The sequence below is a fragment of the Bacteroidia bacterium genome (assembly GCA_041391665.1).
In the GTDB taxonomy this organism is placed as follows: Bacteria; Bacteroidota; Bacteroidia; order J057; family J057; genus JAGQVA01.
Genome location: JAWKNO010000003.1, coordinates 628,717 through 645,397, shown reverse-complemented (window position 1 = coordinate 645,397; position 16,681 = coordinate 628,717). Strand labels below are relative to the sequence as shown.

The 16,681-nt window shown below is 46.3% G+C and carries 12 protein-coding genes; 6 read left to right on the top strand and 6 right to left on the bottom strand.

Going from position 1 to position 16,681, the window contains the following annotated elements; all coding sequences use genetic code 11:
* Positions 1 to 11 precede the first annotated feature (11 nt).
* Positions 12 to 1,556, bottom strand: a complete 1,545-nt coding sequence (locus R3D00_25420; GenBank protein MEZ4776541.1) for a RagB/SusD family nutrient uptake outer membrane protein — start codon at positions 1,554 to 1,556, stop codon at positions 12 to 14.
* Between the two features lie 28 nt (positions 1,557 to 1,584).
* On the bottom strand, positions 1,585 to 4,629 hold the full coding sequence (locus tag R3D00_25415; protein ID MEZ4776540.1) for a TonB-dependent receptor: 3,045 nt from the start codon (positions 4,627 to 4,629) through the stop codon (positions 1,585 to 1,587).
* A gap of 442 nt (positions 4,630 to 5,071) precedes the next feature.
* Here R3D00_25415 and R3D00_25410 point away from each other — a divergent pair, with 442 nt between their 5' ends.
* From R3D00_25410 to R3D00_25385, 6 genes are read left to right on the top strand one after another with little or no spacing between them, the layout of a single operon-like run.
* Complete coding sequence (locus tag R3D00_25410) at positions 5,072 to 5,752, top strand: response regulator transcription factor (protein MEZ4776539.1); 681 nt, start codon at positions 5,072 to 5,074, stop codon at positions 5,750 to 5,752.
* Entirely contained in the window at positions 5,749 to 6,993 is a 1,245-nt protein-coding gene (locus tag R3D00_25405) for a HAMP domain-containing sensor histidine kinase (protein ID MEZ4776538.1), read from the top strand. Before R3D00_25410 ends, R3D00_25405 begins: the two co-directional genes overlap by 4 nt.
* Before the next feature lie 50 nt (positions 6,994 to 7,043).
* Positions 7,044 to 7,556: a PepSY-like domain-containing protein gene (locus R3D00_25400; GenBank protein MEZ4776537.1), complete on the top strand. Its 513-nt coding sequence runs from the start codon at positions 7,044 to 7,046 to the stop codon at positions 7,554 to 7,556.
* 15 nt (positions 7,557 to 7,571) lie between these two features.
* Positions 7,572 to 8,825, top strand: a complete 1,254-nt coding sequence (locus R3D00_25395; GenBank protein ID MEZ4776536.1) for a TolC family protein — start codon at positions 7,572 to 7,574, stop codon at positions 8,823 to 8,825.
* On the top strand, positions 8,800 to 9,735 hold the full coding sequence (locus R3D00_25390) for a biotin/lipoyl-binding protein (protein MEZ4776535.1): 936 nt from the start codon (positions 8,800 to 8,802) through the stop codon (positions 9,733 to 9,735). The genes R3D00_25395 and R3D00_25390 overlap by 26 nt, the downstream gene beginning before the upstream one ends.
* A complete protein-coding gene (locus R3D00_25385) occupies positions 9,732 to 12,761 on the top strand; it encodes an efflux RND transporter permease subunit (GenBank protein MEZ4776534.1) in 3,030 nt (1,009 codons plus the stop codon). Before R3D00_25390 ends, R3D00_25385 begins: the two co-directional genes overlap by 4 nt.
* Positions 12,762 to 12,805: 44 nt before the next feature.
* Here the strand turns inward: R3D00_25385 and R3D00_25380 are convergent, their stop codons facing one another.
* From R3D00_25380 to R3D00_25365, 4 genes are all read right to left on the bottom strand, one after another.
* Positions 12,806 to 13,297, bottom strand: a complete 492-nt coding sequence (locus R3D00_25380) for an SgcJ/EcaC family oxidoreductase (protein ID MEZ4776533.1) — start codon at positions 13,295 to 13,297, stop codon at positions 12,806 to 12,808.
* Between the two features lie 178 nt (positions 13,298 to 13,475).
* Positions 13,476 to 16,004: a DUF5686 family protein gene (locus tag R3D00_25375; protein MEZ4776532.1), complete on the bottom strand. Its 2,529-nt coding sequence runs from the start codon at positions 16,002 to 16,004 to the stop codon at positions 13,476 to 13,478.
* A gap of 225 nt (positions 16,005 to 16,229) precedes the next feature.
* Complete coding sequence (locus R3D00_25370; GenBank protein ID MEZ4776531.1) at positions 16,230 to 16,466, bottom strand: hypothetical protein; 237 nt, start codon at positions 16,464 to 16,466, stop codon at positions 16,230 to 16,232.
* The gene (locus tag R3D00_25365) at positions 16,453 to 16,677 is read right to left on the bottom strand and encodes an addiction module protein (GenBank protein MEZ4776530.1); all 225 of its coding nucleotides are present in this window, start codon (positions 16,675 to 16,677) and stop codon (positions 16,453 to 16,455) included. Before R3D00_25365 ends, R3D00_25370 begins: the two co-directional genes overlap by 14 nt.
* Positions 16,678 to 16,681: the final 4 nt, after the last annotated feature.

Below are 16,681 nucleotides of genomic sequence, written 5' to 3'. Positions count from 1 at the left end.
AAGGTTCTAAATCAATAGCCTGGGTTTTGGTCGGCTTGTGTCAGTTTTGGATTGTTGTCGATCTCGGTTTGCGGGATTGGCAACAGTTCATGCTTGTTGGGCAGGAAATAAGAGATAGGCTCCTGGTCGAGCTTACCATTCTTTCTCCATCGTATAATATCAAAATTGCGCACCTGCTCACCAGCAAGCTCAATCATACGTTCGTGCTGAATGGCTTTTCTCACTTCGCCCTGGTTTCCGGCAGGAATATTTGCTGTAGGAATAGGCGGCATATCAACGGAAGGCCTTGCACGTACCTGATTTACAAGACTAATGGCGGCTGGCTGGTTGCCCAGTTCATTTTCACACTCAGCGAGCATGAGCAGTACATCTGCATACCGCATAATACGCTGGTTGATCGCGCTGGTAGCATAACCTGCATCGAGTTTATACAGGACGGAATATTTTTGCCAGGATACTTTTTGTTCGACACCATCGACAATGGAAGTATTGCCCTGTACACGGTCAGGCGTCATGATACTGTTGCCATTGTTGAACGGTTCGTTTTCCAGCCAGTAGCTAAAGTCATAGCGAGGATCATCCTTTGCATCACCTTTGGAAACCCGCTCATAGGAGTTGAGGAGTTTGTTGGAAGGGATGACGTTTCTCCAGCCTACGGCAGAATATTCCTGTGTGCGCACAGTTTCTTCCTGCACGGCCTGGCCGTCGCTATCTGCGCCCCAGTTATAAGAACCACCGGAAGGAGAGTACACTACTTCAAAAATGGATTCACTGTTAAATTCACCTTCTTCATTGGTAAGGTCGAGGTACTCTGGTGTCAGGGAATAGAGTCCGGAATTCACAACTTTTTCCAGTTCTGCTTTAGCGCTATTGTAGTCTCCTTTTTGAAGGTAAACACGAGCCAGCAGGGTTTGCGCAGCAGCTTTGGTTGCTCTTCCCAGGTTGTTGGCATCATAGGTAGCGGGCAGCAATGTCTGAGCGGCAATAAGGTCTTCTATTGCTACACCATATACCTCGGTTTGGGAGGACTTGGCGTTGGAACCATCGACGGTCTGTACAAAGTCGGTGTAAACAGGAGCACTTCCGAAAAATGTGCCGATCTCATAATAAGCCCATGCGCGAAGGAAGCGGGCTTCTCCTATCAGCCGGTTGCGCAGCCCATCGTCAATATCTTCAACGGTAGGCGCTTTGGAGATAATTACATTTGAGCGGTGAATGGTGCGGTACCATCCCTGCCAGATGGCATTGACCAATGCATTGCCGGGGTCGTGTACCCCGATCAGCAACTGGTTGCGGGGAGTTTCCAACTGACCTCCGCCGGAAGCCATTTCATCACTGCGAAGGTCATGAGTAAAAAACCATTCGCGGGAAACGAGGCTGTTTGACTGCACCAGTGCATAAATAGAGTTGACACCTGCTGTTAATTCTGCACCATTTCTAAAATATGTGTCAAGGGTAACACCATTTGGGTTTACCTTGTCGAGATCTTCTTTATTACAACTTGTAATGGTACCTATGATAAGTACAGTGAAAATTATGAAAATCTTTTTCATCATTTTATTATAAATAACTTATATCTAATAATTAGAAACCAAGGTTTATACCTGCCATAATCGTTCTGGCCTGAGGGAACTGACCATAATCAATACCTTGTGTGAGCAATGCTCCATACTTGGAACCCACCTCCGGATCATATCCTGTATATTTGGTAAAAGTCAACAGGTTTTGTGATGAGACATAGATGCGAATTCTGTTGATCACATTGTTGGTTGCGTTACCAATGTTTGGAATTGTATAGCCGATGCTCAGGTTTTTCACACGCATGTAAGAACCATCTTCGAGGAAACGGTCAGAGGTTCTGGAGTTTTGATTGGGGTCACCACTCACGGCACGAGGTACATCGGTATCGGTGTTTGAAGGTGTCCACGCATCCAGTACGTCAGTAGAAGCATTAAACAAGCGCAGCATACCCTGACCAATGACTTTGGTTCCGTTGTACACTTTGTTGCCATACACACCCTGAATATAGAGGGTGAAGTCAAAGTTTTTGTAGTTACCTGTCCAGTTCAAACCGTAGGAGAATTTAGGCAGATAACTTCCAAGGAAGTCGCGGTCATCAGCGTTTACCTGGCCATCGTTGTTCACGTCAACAAATTTGATGTCGCCGGGAGCCGTCTTGTCATTCTGATAATAACCGTTGGGTGCTTTTGCATTGAGAGCATCAATCTCTTCCTGAGTCTGGAAGATTTTTTCTACCTGCCATCCAAAGAAAGACTGAATCGGCTGTCCTTCCTGTGTGCGGGTAATCGCAAAACCGCCAAAGTCTGAGTTTGCGCCTGCATCAATGGTTGCATTGGCAGTAGCCAGACTCTGTACCTCGTTGCGGGTGATATCAAATGTTCCTGACAGGCTCCAGTTGAAGTTGTCGCTGCTGTGATTGTAACCCAGGCTTGACTCAAATCCGTAGTTGCGCATACTGCCTACGTTGGCCAGCGGGCTGGAGGAATAACCGATAGATACCGGAACGGGAACACGCAGCAGAAGACCATCTGTCTGACGGTTGTAATATTCAGCGGTAAGGAAAACCTTATTGTTCCACAACGACATATCTACACCAAAGTTGGTCATAGTTGTAACCTCCCAGCTGAGGTCGATGTTTCCAAGCTGATTGAAGTATGAGCCCAATGCAGGATTATTGCCAAAAGGATACAGCGTGTTGTTGGCCTGTACCAGCGGCTGCCACTCGTAATCGCCTATGGCGTTATAACCAGATTGTCCCCAGCTTCCGCGAAGTTTCAATTCACTGATAGCAGGGACGGCATCCATGAAGGCTTCTTCACTAATTCTCCATCCCAAAGAAACGGCTGGGAATGTACCCCACTTTTTACCGGGTGCAAATTTGGACGAACCATCACGGCGTACCGATGCACTTACCAGGTATTTTTCAGCAAAGTTGTAGTTCAGACGTCCGATATAAGAGAAGAGCGTATTTTCCGAAATGGAAGAATTGGTAGAAGGGTTAGAAATACCCTGCAGCACCATGATATTGTTGTCCGGACGCTGTCCGCTGGAATTCAGGGACTGGAATTTCGAGTCCTGACGTTCAGCTACAGCCAGTATGTTTACGTTGTGTCTGCCAAAGCCTTTGTCAAAAGTAAGGGCATTGGTATAAACCGTCGAATTAAACTGGCTGCGGTTGTCCTGAAGTGAGGCGAGTGGGCGCGTGCGGTTCCCATCATCATAGATCGGAAGGAAGCCGTTAAACCGGTTGTTGGCATAATCAATCCCCATCGTAAAGCGGTACTTCAGCCAGCTGGTGAAATTCACGTCTGCGAATAAGGAACCGATCATTTTGAATCCATTGTTGACCTGGTTTTGTTGTTCCTGCTCTGCAACGCGAAGGGGATTTTCAGGGTCGGTAGCATCAAGTCCCTGAGCGGTGGTACTGAACCCGCCCAGTTTGGTAGGATCTCTTTCAGGCCAGTAAGGAATCATACGCATGGTATTCATTACGAGGCTGCGTCCCCCACCGTCTCTTTCCGCTACTTGTTGATCACCAGCGATCATCAGGGTCTGTCCGATCGTAATAAATTTGTTAACTTTGTGATCGGAATTGATCCGGAAACTCTTACGGTTGTAGCTGGTAAATGGCATGATACCATCCTGTGAGAAATAACCCAGAGAAGTGTAAAAACGAGATTTGTCATTACCTCCACTCAGCGAAATTTTGTTGTCGCTAATGGGTGCATTGCGAAACATGACATCTTGCCAGTCTGTATTAGTTTGCGCAAAAGTTGTGCTTGCGCCATCGTAAACCGGGGTATTCAAGTTGGTAAAACGTCCCGGAACCGGTTGCCCCGAAGCTGTGAGCAGGGCAGTGCCATACTGTATATACTGGTCGCGATCCAGCAGATCAAGTGTACGCCACGCAGATTGCATACCATAGTAGCTGTCAAGACTCACCTGCATTTTGCCAGAAGAACCTTTTTTGGTAGTAACCAGAATAACACCGTTTGCCGCACGTGATCCGTAGATAGCCGCCGCACTCGCATCTTTCAGTACTTCAAGGGATTCGATGTCCTTGGGGTCGATATTGTTGATGCCACCGGCAGGAATACCGTCAATCACATACAGCGGATTGGGGTTAAGGCTGACAGAACCTACACCCCGTATCCGGATGATAGGCTCGGTACCAGGGCTACTGTTGTTGGTAACCTGGACACCCGGAACACGGCCCTGGATAGATTGAGTAAGGCTCACAACCGGGAGCGCTTTCAGGTCTTCACTGGAAACGGATGAAACCGCACCTGTTACAGAAGATCTTTTTTGTGTACCGTAACCGATAATTACAACCTGCTCCAGGGATCCGTTGGTTTCTGTCAAAGCAATGTCAATGACTTTTCTTGAACCTACCGTCTCCTCTACCGTTCCATAGCCAATGTAACTGAATATCAGTACACTGGATGAGGTCGTTCCATCAATACGGTATTTGCCATTGTCATCAGTGAGAGATCCCTGACTTGTACCTTGTACTCGTACGGTAACACCAGAGAGGGCTTCGCCACTTTCAGTAGTTACGGTACCTGTTACCTGTGCAAAAATCATAGAGTAGGGTAGCAATGCAATCATTAGCCCTAAAAAAATTCTGGAAGGGAATGATCGCCAAGCCACGTCGCGAGAGAAATAGTCGCAGTTTTGTTGCATAGTTAGTAGTCTTAGAAATTTAGTTTTTGCTAAATGGTTACATAAATCTAATATTCTTTTTGACTATAACTAATTTTTTCTGAAAAAAGTTGGCTGCCTTATAAAAAAATCTTACAGGAACGGGAATATTGGTCTTTCGGCAAATAGCGATTTGTATTTTGGTGCAATCCTGTATAAATAGTTGTATTTCAAATATTTGTATATTATCTGGACTAATGTATTCAGGCATTTTCAGCATTTTTATGACTCTTTTCTGTCGGGATAGATGAGCATTAAACAAAAAGACCTCCGGAGGATATTTCCCCTTTAGATTCTCTTTAAATTTCCCGCCCTACTTCACGGTGGCGAAAGCTTTATATTTACATATATGGTCAAACTCCTGATAGTTGAAGATGAAGCACCCCTGCTGCTGGAACTGGTGGACTATCTCTCCGGGATGGATTACCTGTGTGAGTCTGCGGCATCTTTCTCTGAAGCCGAAGACAAAATTGCACTTTATGACTACGATATCGTGCTGCTCGATCTGATGCTCCCTGGTGGAAACGGACTGTCGCTGCTACGGCAATTAAAAAAGAAAAATGCGCGCACCGGCGTCCTCATCCTTTCCGCCAAAGACTCCCTCGACGACAAACTCACAGGCCTTGACCTTGGCGCTGATGATTATATTACCAAACCTTTCCACCTCTCCGAAATCAATGCCCGCATCCACGCCCTCATCCGCCGGAAACATTTCCAGGGAAGTGAAGTGATCCATTTTGGCGCTATCGGGCTGGATGTCAAAGCACAAACCGTAAACGTAGAAGGACAGAATGTGGAGCTTACAAAAAAAGAATACGACCTTCTCCTGTTTTTTATCATCAATAAAAACCGTGTTCTGAGTAAACGCTCAATTGCCGAACACCTTTGGGGCGACGACTACGACATGGCCGACAATTATGACTTTGTCTATGTCCACGTCAAAAATTTACGCAAAAAACTCCTGGCCGCAGGCAGTCCCGACTATCTGAAAACCATTTATGGTATGGGGTATAAATTTTCGGAAGCATGAAACTACTGCAAAAAACCAACCGGCTGCAATTGCTTTTTACGGCTATCATTCTGGTGGTTTCATCGGTCGTTTTGCTGCTTTTGCTGCGTTGGATGGTAAATGAAGAACTGGACGAACAACTGCTCCTCAAAGCCGAGAGGCAGATTCAGATAGTTGCTGAGGGACATTTTTCCGGTGATCCGCTGACTGTACTTACGCCTGTACCAGAGGTCAAAACAGGCAGGCGATATGCCGACACGATGATCTACGACCACCTGAGCCAGGAGAACGAAACCTATCGCCAGTTGTCTTTTGACCAGAATATCAACGGCAAACCCTTTCATATATGGGTGGCCACTTCCCGGCTGGAGTGGGAAGATTTTTATACCGCCATATTTGGTGTTTTTTTGGGCATGGCACTTTTGCTGTTGATTGCCAGCCTATGGATTCACCGCGCCGTCTCCCGGAGGCTGTGGGCACCGTTTTTCGACAATCTGGTCATTGCCCGAAAGGCCTCTGTAAAAAGCGAGGAATCGCTGCGGTTTGAGCCTTCGGACATAGAAGAGTTTCAGGAACTGAAAGAAACCCTGGAAAACCATATAGCCAAAGCACGCCACGATTACCGGCTGTTGCGCACATTTGCCGACCATGCATCTCACGAAATACAGACACCACTGGCGGTGATTCTCGCCAAACTCGACCGCCTGAGTCAGCATCCGGCCATGGACGAAAAAATGGCTGAAACCATCAACAGTGCCCGCGAAGCTGCGGAGCGACTGTCCCGGCTCAACCGCAATCTCCTGCTGCTTACCCGACTCGAAAACCGCCAGTTTGACCTCGAAGAACATATACCCCTGACCGACCGGGTTCAAAGCCACCTGGCCCAGATGTCGGAACTATTTGACTATGAAGCCCTCTCGGTACACTCCCGGCTTTCTCCCGCTGTACAGATTATCGGCAACGGATTCCTTACCGACACCCTGATCATCAATCTTTTTTCAAATGTTTTGCGGTATGCAGATAACGGCTCCACCGTGGAGGTGGTGGTGGAAGATAACCGTTTGGAAGTGGTGAATGAGGCACCGCCATTGCCCTTTGAGCAAGAGGTGTTATTTGCCCGTTTTCAAAGTGGCAGTGATACAACCAAAGGTGCAGGACTGGGACTGGCAATTGTAAAAGAGATTTGTGAAATCAGCAAGTGGCAGGTAGAATATACCTATGAGGACGGGAAACATTTTTTTAGGGTCTGTTTCCCCGTTTAGATTCTCTTTAAATTTAGTCCCCATGTTTACATAAATCTATAAATAATACCATGATGAAAAAAGCTGTAACGTTGTCAATGATTTCCCTGTTGGCGCTGTACCTCGCAGGATGTAAGCAAACGGAAAGCCTTTCTACCACTGTTCCTGCCGCAGTAAGCGCCGCTTTCGCTGCAAAATTCCCTAAAGCAAAATCTGTGGAATGGGGAAAAGAAGGCGAAAAGGAATACGAAGCCGAATTCAAACTTTCTGGAAAGGAAATGTCCGCCAATTTTTCCGAAACCGGAGAATGGATGGAGACAGAAGCTGAAATCAACCCCCAGGACCTGCCCGCAGCGGTCAGTGAATCCATCGCCCTCAATTTTGCAGGATATGATGTGGAGGAAGTTGAAGTGGTTGAAAAACCCGAAGGAGCAACGGTCTATGAAGTAGAAATGGAAAAAGGAGAAAAATCCATTGAAGTGGTTTTTTCTGAAAATGGCCAGGTGCTGAGCCAGGAAGATGAAGGAGACGACGATGGAAATGACGAAAATGGACACAAAGATGATGATGACGGAGAAAAATAACCCGATAGTAATAGTATGAGGTATTTCAGGTCTATCAGCAGGTTTGTCATAAACCTGCTGATAACTTTCCTTCCGGTTTTTTCCACCGCCCAAATGGCTACGTTACCTGATTTCCTCGATCAGGCAAAAATGAATAACCCTCAACTCAAAGATTTTGTCAACCAGCAGGAAATTGCTGGTTATGAAAACGCAAAAATTCATGCCACTTATCGCCAGCCTTCTGTAGATATCCGCTCCCAATGGATGCAGGGCCCGATAATCAAAGGTGTTGGGTACGACGAAGCAATCACCAACGGGGCACTGTACAGTGCCATTGCCGGAGTTTCGTATCCTTTATTTACCCGCAGTTTTCTCGAAACGGAACAAAAACAGCAAACCCTTCTTCAGGAAAAAGCAAAATGGCTGTATGAAGCATCGTGGCGACAGCTGCAAATGGCCGTTTCCGACCAGTACATCACGTGTTTTTTCGACCAGATGTACATTCAAAATGCAATAGAACTTCGCGAAACGCTTGCAGCACAGCTAAAAATGGCTGAGACTCTCGCAAGAAGCGGAATCATGAAAGCGAGCGATGTGCAGTTGTTGAAAATAGAAACCGGCAATCAGAAGCTTATTCTCGCAGACCTCAATGCACAGCTTCTTCGTGATCTCCGGGACCTGTATTCACTTTGTGGAATAACTGACACCGCAAGGGTATCACTCAGCGAACCCCAGATACGTCTCTCCGAAAAACCAGGCGAAGCCAGCCGATTTGAAGAACAATTTTATATTGATAGTTTGCTTGCACAAAACCAGCTCGACAGATTTAATCTGAAATATAAACCCCAGGTTTCAGCCTTCGCAGACGCTGGTCTGAATGCGGTTACCTTGCAATACCCTCAGAAAAACCTCGGGGTTAGCTTTGGGATCAATTTCAGCCTGAATATATTCGACGGACACCAAAAGCAGCTCACCCGTGCGCAGACACATCTGGAACAGCAGACCACCGCGGGTTACCAACTGTATTTTAACCAGCAAAAACTACAGCTACTCGACAAATATATCGGGCAGATAGAATGGGTGGACAATAAAATCAGTATTATCCAACAGGAAGTGGTGGATTACAACAACCTGCTCGAACTTTACAAAAAAGAATTACAGCGTGGAGACCTTTCGGTCAATGATTATCTGGTAACCTTCCGCAATTATGTGCAGTTCAACCAGCAACTGATCGAACAGCAAAAACAAAAATATTTATCCATCAATGCATACAATTATTGGAACTGGTAAGCATTTTCTGGTGCTGATGATCTGTTTGTGGGCGGTTGCCTGTGGACAAGGGGAAAATAAAGCAGACGAGGCGCAAACGTCAATCCCTGTTAGTAAAGTACGGGTAACCCGTATTTCAAGAGCTGATCTGCATCCTTCGCGCAGCATTCCAGCGACAGTGACTTATCTCGACAAAAGTAATATCGCTGCCCCTTCCGCCGGATTTTTGACCGAAGTTTTGGTGCAAACAGGAAGTTTTGTGAAAAAAGGTCAGCCCATGTTTACGATAGAAACGAAAGAGCACCGGTCGCTGGAAAATGATACGACCTTTCAGAAAACGGAAATCGCAGCTTTTGGTCTTATTACGGTCGCTGCATCTGCCAACGGATATATAGCCGGGCTTTTGCAGCAGCAGGGAGAATATGTGCAGGAAGGAACCCCCCTCTGTACATTTACGCGTAGCGATAAAGCGCTTGTTACCGGTTACATGCCTTTCCATTTGCGAAAGGAAGCGGGTTTAGGTACGAGATGTATGTTACTTCTTCCCGATGGCACGCGGGCTCCGGGCAGAATCGCCAATATACTCCAGGTGCTGGATGCAGCATCCCAAAGCATTCAGATTCTCATCCGGCCTGATGTAATGCAAATCTGGCCCGAAGGGCTAAATCTTGAAGTCAAATTCGAGTCCTCAGTTGTCAAAATGGCTCAGCTATTGCCAGAGACTGCGATTTTGAGCAATGAGCAACTCGACGAATTTTGGGTAATGAAACTTGCCGATGATACTACCGGTGTAAAAATACCGGTCGAAATTGGCATGCAAATTCATGACTCTGTACAAATACTCGCACCAGAGTTTGACCCTTTGGATCGCTTTATTACGGAGGGTGCATACGGATTGGCAGATACGGCAAAAATCACTGTGGCAAAATGAACAAACTGTTTTTCAGAACCTACCGTACTCCCCTGATTTTTGTAATGCTCATTTTACTTGTGGGGGGCGTTTATGCCTTTCTGCAGATCCACGTGTCGCTTTTTCCACCTGCTACTTTTCCGAAAGTAAAAATTATCGCAGAGAACAATGAGCAGCCCGTCGATAAAATGATGATTACGGTAACCCGACCATTGGAGGAAGCCATCAAAAAAATTCCCGCACTCAGCGGCATCAACAGCATTACCAGCAGGGGCAGTTGCGAGATATCCGCTTTTCTGGACTGGAACACGGATATTTATACCAGCCAGCAGTTGATTGAGTCGAGGATCGCAGCCATCAAAAATGATTTACCCGCCGACACACGCATAACCGTAGAACGCATGGATCCGTCAATTTTGTCTGTGATGGGATTCTCGCTGGAGAGCAAAGACAAAAACCTTATGGAGTTAAAACTCCTGGCCGATTATACCATTAAACCCTATTTGTCACAAGTACAGGGAGTCTCCGATGTACAGGTGCAGGGAGGGAAGGTGAAAGAATACCGCATTTCTCTTGATCCAGACAAATTACTTCAGTACCGGCTGAGTGCACAAGCAGTCAGTGATGCAGTGGCAAAAACCGGCTTTATCAGTTCCAATGGCTTTATGAACAGCTACCGCCGACTGTATCTCAACCTGACAGATGCGGGGGTATACTCAATGGATGAAATTGAAAATATACCAGTCAGCATGGGAACCAATACGCCAGTTTTTATTAAAGATATAGCCCGCGTAAGTATTGAGGAAAAAGTTGAATATATAAAAATCAATGCCAACGGGCATGAAGGGGTTCTGATTAATATTTTGAAACAGCCTGACGCGAACCTCATCGACGTAACAGAAGCTACTCGGCAGAAAATCAGCGAGTTAAAGCAATTGCTGCCAGTTGGAGTTACAGTAAACCCATATTATATTCAGGCCGATTTTGTCAATACTTCCATTATTAGTATTCGGGATGCCTTATTGATCGGGTTATTACTGGCGATCGTCGTTGCGATCTTGTTTTTGCACTCTGGCCAGGCCAGCATCGCTATTTTGGTGACCATACCTGTAACGCTTTCTGCGGCTCTGCTGGTCATGCATAATCTCGGTTATACGCTCAATATTATGACGATTGGCGGCCTGGCTGCGGCCATCGGCCTTGTGATTGATGATGCAGTGGTGGTGATCGAGCAGTTGCACCGTACACGGGAAGAGCACCCAGAAACCCCTGTTTTTCAATTGGTGCAGCAATCCATGAATTATTTGTTTCCCTCATTGATCGGATCTTCGCTCAGCACTATGGTGATATTTATCCCATTTTCTCTGATGACAGGGGTTGCCGGAGCCTATTTCCGAATCCTTGCCTACACAATGGTCATCACGCTTGCCAGCTCATTTCTGGTTTCTTCTCTTATGTTACCTGCATTATACGGGTGGCTGGTCGATATACTCCCTAAAAGGGTCAAGCCAATTTTGCATAATGAAACCAGAAGGTGGATTAACTACCTTGTTCACCGCCCCGTGATTTCTTTATTGTTGATTGCAATTCTGGTAGCTGCCTCGGTTGTCATTTTTCCCCGACTGGAAACAGGCTTTCTTCCTGAAATGGACGAGGGGGAAATCGTGATGGACTACAATTCTCCTCCGGGTACTTCCATTGAAGAAACCAACAACATATTGACGCGGGTGGATAGTATGATTTTACAAATCCCGGAGGTCGTCGCCTATTCGAGGCGTACAGGTGCTCAAATGGGGTTTTTTATTACAGAGCCCAACCGCGGGGACTACCTGATCGAACTCAATAAAGACCGCCAGCGCTCCACCAATGAAGTAATCGCTGCTATTCGCCATCGGGTAGAAAGCGAAGTGCCCAACCTTACGATCGACTTTGGGCAGGTAGTTGGGGATATGCTGGGAGATTTGATCACATCCGTGCAGCCCATCAACCTGAAGGTGTTTGGGCCGGATCGAGAAAAACTTCAAACGTATGCTGCGCAGATTTCCTCTTTACTGGAAAAAATACCAGGTACAGCTGATGTGTTTGACGGAGTCGTAATTGCTGGTCCCAATATTACTGTTCATCCAGACTTTGCCAAAATGGCTGTTTATGGGATATCGCCCTCCGATCTCCAGTATCAGTTGCAAACAGCGATGCAGGGTGTGGTAGTAGGGGCCGTCATAGATCCACAGCAAATGACCGATATTCGGATGATCTATGACGGCGGCACAGATCTCAGGGAAGGTGAATTGCGGAGAATGAAAATTTTGTTGGCCGATGGCAAATTTGTGCCGCTTGAAACCATCGCAACAATAACCATCCAAAGTGGGGTGGCAGAGCAGGAGCGGGAAAACCTCCAGCCAATTGTAGGCATTACTTCCCGGCTGGAAGGGCGCGACCTGGGTAGCGTGATGCAGGAAATTAAGGCATCTGTAGCTACAAATATAGCTTTTGAAAAAGGATACGGGGTATTATATGGAGGCGCATATGCCCAGCAACAACAATCCTTCAGAGAACTGTTGTCCATTCTGATTCTCGCTTCGCTTATGGTACTGTTGGTGCAGATGATCCTTTTCCGAAATCTTCCGGTTGCACTTGCCATTCTGTTTGTTTCCCTTTTAGGCATTGGCGGAGCAGTAACCGGCCTTTACCTGACTCATACCCCTCTGAATGTGGGCAGTTATATGGGGATGATTATGATTGTAGGGATTATTGCCGAGAATGCCATATTCACCTACCAGCAATACAGCACGGCAAGGCAGAAAAACAGCCGGGATGATGCCCTTAATTATGCTCTCGCTGCAAGGCTTCGGCCCAAACTTATGACCGCTCTTGGAGCAATTATCGCCTTAATGCCACTGGCTTTGGGAATAGGAACAGGTGCACAACTGCATCAGCCGCTGGCAGTCGCTGTCATCGGTGGATTGATCGCTGCGCTGCCGTTGTTGTTGGTTGTCTTTCCTGCAATCATCCGAATGCTAAACCAGCCACCCCCTCCGGTAAAATAATTCTTTTAACCAGAAGGAATGGCTGGCCGGCACTTTGGAAAAGCCTACTTCATCTTGTTAAACATATATCGGGCGATTTTCCAGCTACCACTGGTCTTCTGAAGCACAAATAGCTCTCTGTTTTCCTCCGGAACCGTCTCCCCGGTAGCATGGATAAGGGTTGTACCTTTTGATGTGGTACGTGCTAAGGCAAAGTCACCGTTTACGACAATCTCATCGATATAGAATTCGATATTCAACTGAATATTGCTAAATACAAATTCATAAGCGCCTTTTACCTGCTCCTGCCCGACTGAAGTTGGCGCAGAAGAAGGCATAAATACTCCATCTTCGGTATATAACGGTAGTACTTTGCTGACATCTGAGGCATTCAGTGCATCGCGATAAGCAAAAAGCATGTTCTCAATAGCGGCTTTTTCGGTGTTAATGATCGTTTCCATTTCAGTTTTTTGATTAAGGGTTGAAGATTGATTGGGTTTGCTCTGGCTGGCCATGATCAACGATAAAATGACTGCCGAGGTAAAGATTCTTTTCATTGTCTTTTTTGTTTATTGACAATGTAAAGTTGGGCTGAAATGGACGCAGAAGCCTATAAGGTATATTAATAAATACCCTTAAACTTGTTTAAGCTGGATTTGGAAAAAAAGACTGATTATGTGAATCTGACCATTAATAATACATCTAGTCAAACGACTTTGAATTTCTTACTGCTTCTCAATATTCCCACTGGTTTTTGGTCGGATTAAAAAAGTTGACGCCAAATTTGATCTGACCACTGATGGCGTTGGTGTGGTTGCTGTAAGAGACCACGTAAAATCCGCCTATTCTGAACCGCTGCTTTAATATCCGAAACGGCCACTGCAATCCGGCAAATACTTCCGTGTGCAGAAAATTTCCATCTCTTATGACAAGGGTGGCAGCGCCTGCCGATTCCTGTAAGGGTGTGCGCTTCAGCAGCGGGATTTTATCGATCCATATGCCGTTGAAGTCGTGCACAAAATGGGCGTGTAGGTATTCATTTTTTGTGCTGATTGTCGGCCCAAGCAGCTGAAAATTTTTCATCGGGTTGGCAAAAAAATAGGGATCAGAGCCTCTGAAAAACCGGTAGTCGGTAAAGCGGATATTATTTGCCTGAATGAATTTGCCCATTGAAAGGCTCCATCGTGAAGTGCCCAGTGTACCTGGTTTAAACTCGTGGTTGAGGCCCAGTTCGAGAAAATCGTAATTCAGTTCACTGCCGAATATCCCCGGTAATGCTTTTTTGTATTGGGCATAAAACGTCGGCCACCGGCTTCCGGTAATAATTTTCCGGTATGGCTCCATCTGATATTTTTGTCCGGGCGTCCAGGTGAGCTTGAGTTCTATCAGAAATTCTCTGTACGGATCAAATGTGCGGGGTGTGTTCAGGTCGCCAAATAGTTGTTTGGACCAATCTTCCAGCTCAAGCTGATCTATGGCACTCCGGTCGGCAAAGTCCAGGGATGCATTCAGGTACAGGCCATTCAACAATTCGATATTATTTCCTACCCCGATAGATTTCTTCTGGATAAAATTGCTTCGACTCAGAAAAGCAAAAACAGTCTCATAGTTGTTGATAAAATCGTAGGTATTACCCGCCCTGACATAGGCGCTGGCAAATCGTTTGGGGGCATAGGTAAATCTGAGCGTTCCCGTTCCCCTGACATCCTGATTTTTAAACCCGTAGTTGATTTCTCCTCCCACCCTGACGGCTGTGTATCGGGTCCAGCGTTTTCCTACCGACCCGCCCAACTGATGCCGGTATCCGCCTACTCCCAAAGGCTGAATCTGTTCGATTAGCGGGTTAATATAATAATCCATTTTTCGCGGACGGTCGCGCCATTTTACCCCATAGATGAGAAAATCCAGAAAATCGAGGTGGTTGTAGGCGGAGTCTTCCTTATAGCGAAATTCGGGGCTGCGGCGATAGGCAATGATGCTGTCCTGGGTTTTGATAAATGATTTTTCAGCCATTCCCAGCCCCATTGGCCGGATGCCTGCCCAGGTCGCGGAGTCTTTTTCGAAGGCTTCTTTATCGGTGCGGCGGAGTTCGTTTTTGAAAAAATTGTTGGGAAAATCCACATTCGCCTGGTACTCGGTATGAATGGCCAGACTCTGACCGTAGTAAACAGCTTTTCCGTCTTTGATCTCGTAGATATATTCCTCCCGCGTTTTGTAGCGATAGTTGTCTTCGGTTTTTCCAAAACTGTGCAACATCCGGAAGCTTCGGAAATAACTGAGTGCTGATTTTTGCACTTCAAAATCCACTGATTTCACCTCCCATGTTCCGTCTTCTACAATAAACTGACCGGAAAAACAGGCGCCTTCCGGATTGATGGGCGTTACACTGATGAGATAGGTGACGCGGTTGTCTTCAAACCAGGTTTTTTCGAGTTTGTAGCGGTAGGTAACCCGCCAGAGAGTGCTGTGGAAAGGCGAAACAAAAGGCCTGTCTCCCAGGGTTGGCGCGTCGATGAGGTTGCGGTAAAAGTTAAAATCCGCCTCCGAGACATCCTGAAAAAACAGATAGGGATCGTTGAGGCCGGAGGAATAGCCCGTAGCCGGTCCTTCGTCAAAATCATAAACCGTACTGGAGGCTTTAGCCGCCGAGTAATTGCGATAAGCGTGAACGATGGACTTGTACTTGCCGGGGGATTCAAAATACGTTGTGGACTTCGATTCGATCATTTCTACCGGCTTGCGGTTTTCCCCGGGTTCGGGCAAAGAATCTACACCGAGCGAGTCGATCAGTGCTTTGCGGGCTTTGCCCTTGAGCAGGGTATCCGCTTCGAGGATAATTTTCTGATATGTTTCACAGGTATAGGAACTTACTTCATCGAGTATATCCTTTTTTGCGTCGATGATCTGGCGCACAATATCGTAGGCTGGGTCGCGTTTTCCACCGCGGATTTCGATCGTTTCGAGCTGGATATCGCGGGCATCAAGCGCAATGTCGAGGTTTTGGTTGCCGGTAATTTCGACCGGGACAACCTTCGTGATGAAGTTGAGATGTTGAAAAACCAGCCGGTACGAACCTTTGGGCAGGGAAACAGAGAAAGATCCGTCCGCTTTTGTGAGGGTGGCAAAGTCAGAACCATCCGCAAAAACCCGAACCGATTCGATCGGCGCACCTTCTGTATCGGTTACTTTCCCCCGAAGGGTTTGGGCGGAAAGTGTGTATCCGCAGGAAATCAGAAAGATTACTAGTAGTAAATTTTTTGTCATACCCCTGATAGACGGCAAACGGGGGTTGCAGGTTGTATGGGGTGAGGAATCTTTTCAATCCTCCACCATCCCTACATCCAGCCGGGAAATTTTGCCGTTTCTGACTTCAAATTTCCAGAAGGTGGGAAAGGTGCCCCATTGGGCGGAGTGAAAATCAGAAAGTTTCAGAATTTTTGCCAGTCGGAGCGAACGTGTTTGATGGATAAAATCGTAATGACTTCTTCCTCAAATTTGTAGAGGATTACTACCTGAGGTGATTTTAAAAATCCACGTCGGATTTTTTGTTTTAGCGTATTGCCAGGATTCAGGGTTGAATTCAATTTTGAGTAAAAAGTCACCCAGGCTATCAATAAATATATCACCTGCACCCTGTTTGCGTTCCTCGAAGAAGGTGAATAAATCCATGATTTCTGTACTGGCGCCTTCAAGGATAACTAATTTATATCGCTTATTTCCCGCCATAGATCCGCGTTTTCACTTCGTCCCATGTATAAGTCGCGGATTTCCCTTGCTTATACTTTTCATCTCTTTCTAATGCTTCTTTTATCCATTCATCCGGAACCGTAAATAAATGTCCTACCTCATCACCAGAAATGGATGTGGCGATAAAAGCAATTAACTGCAAACGCTCTGCTACAGGTAAAGCCAATATTTGTTTCTGAAGTTCGCTCATACTG

Coding starts and splice junctions, on each gene's coding strand:
- R3D00_25375 (MEZ4776532.1), bottom strand. CDS start 16,004: ATGACAAAAAATTTACTACTAGTAATCTTTCTGATTTCCTGCGGATAC.
- R3D00_25410 (MEZ4776539.1), top strand. CDS start 5,072: ATGGTCAAACTCCTGATAGTTGAAGATGAAGCACCCCTGCTGCTGGAA.
- R3D00_25385 (MEZ4776534.1), top strand. CDS start 9,732: ATGAACAAACTGTTTTTCAGAACCTACCGTACTCCCCTGATTTTTGTA.
- R3D00_25415 (MEZ4776540.1), bottom strand. CDS start 4,629: ATGATTGCATTGCTACCCTACTCTATGATTTTTGCACAGGTAACAGGT.
- R3D00_25400 (MEZ4776537.1), top strand. CDS start 7,044: ATGATGAAAAAAGCTGTAACGTTGTCAATGATTTCCCTGTTGGCGCTG.
- R3D00_25365 (MEZ4776530.1), bottom strand. CDS start 16,677: ATGAGCGAACTTCAGAAACAAATATTGGCTTTACCTGTAGCAGAGCGT.
- R3D00_25370 (MEZ4776531.1), bottom strand. CDS start 16,466: ATGGCGGGAAATAAGCGATATAAATTAGTTATCCTTGAAGGCGCCAGT.
- R3D00_25405 (MEZ4776538.1), top strand. CDS start 5,749: ATGAAACTACTGCAAAAAACCAACCGGCTGCAATTGCTTTTTACGGCT.
- R3D00_25380 (MEZ4776533.1), bottom strand. CDS start 13,297: ATGAAAAGAATCTTTACCTCGGCAGTCATTTTATCGTTGATCATGGCC.
- R3D00_25420 (MEZ4776541.1), bottom strand. CDS start 1,556: ATGATGAAAAAGATTTTCATAATTTTCACTGTACTTATCATAGGTACC.
- R3D00_25395 (MEZ4776536.1), top strand. CDS start 7,572: ATGAGGTATTTCAGGTCTATCAGCAGGTTTGTCATAAACCTGCTGATA.
- R3D00_25390 (MEZ4776535.1), top strand. CDS start 8,800: ATGCATACAATTATTGGAACTGGTAAGCATTTTCTGGTGCTGATGATC.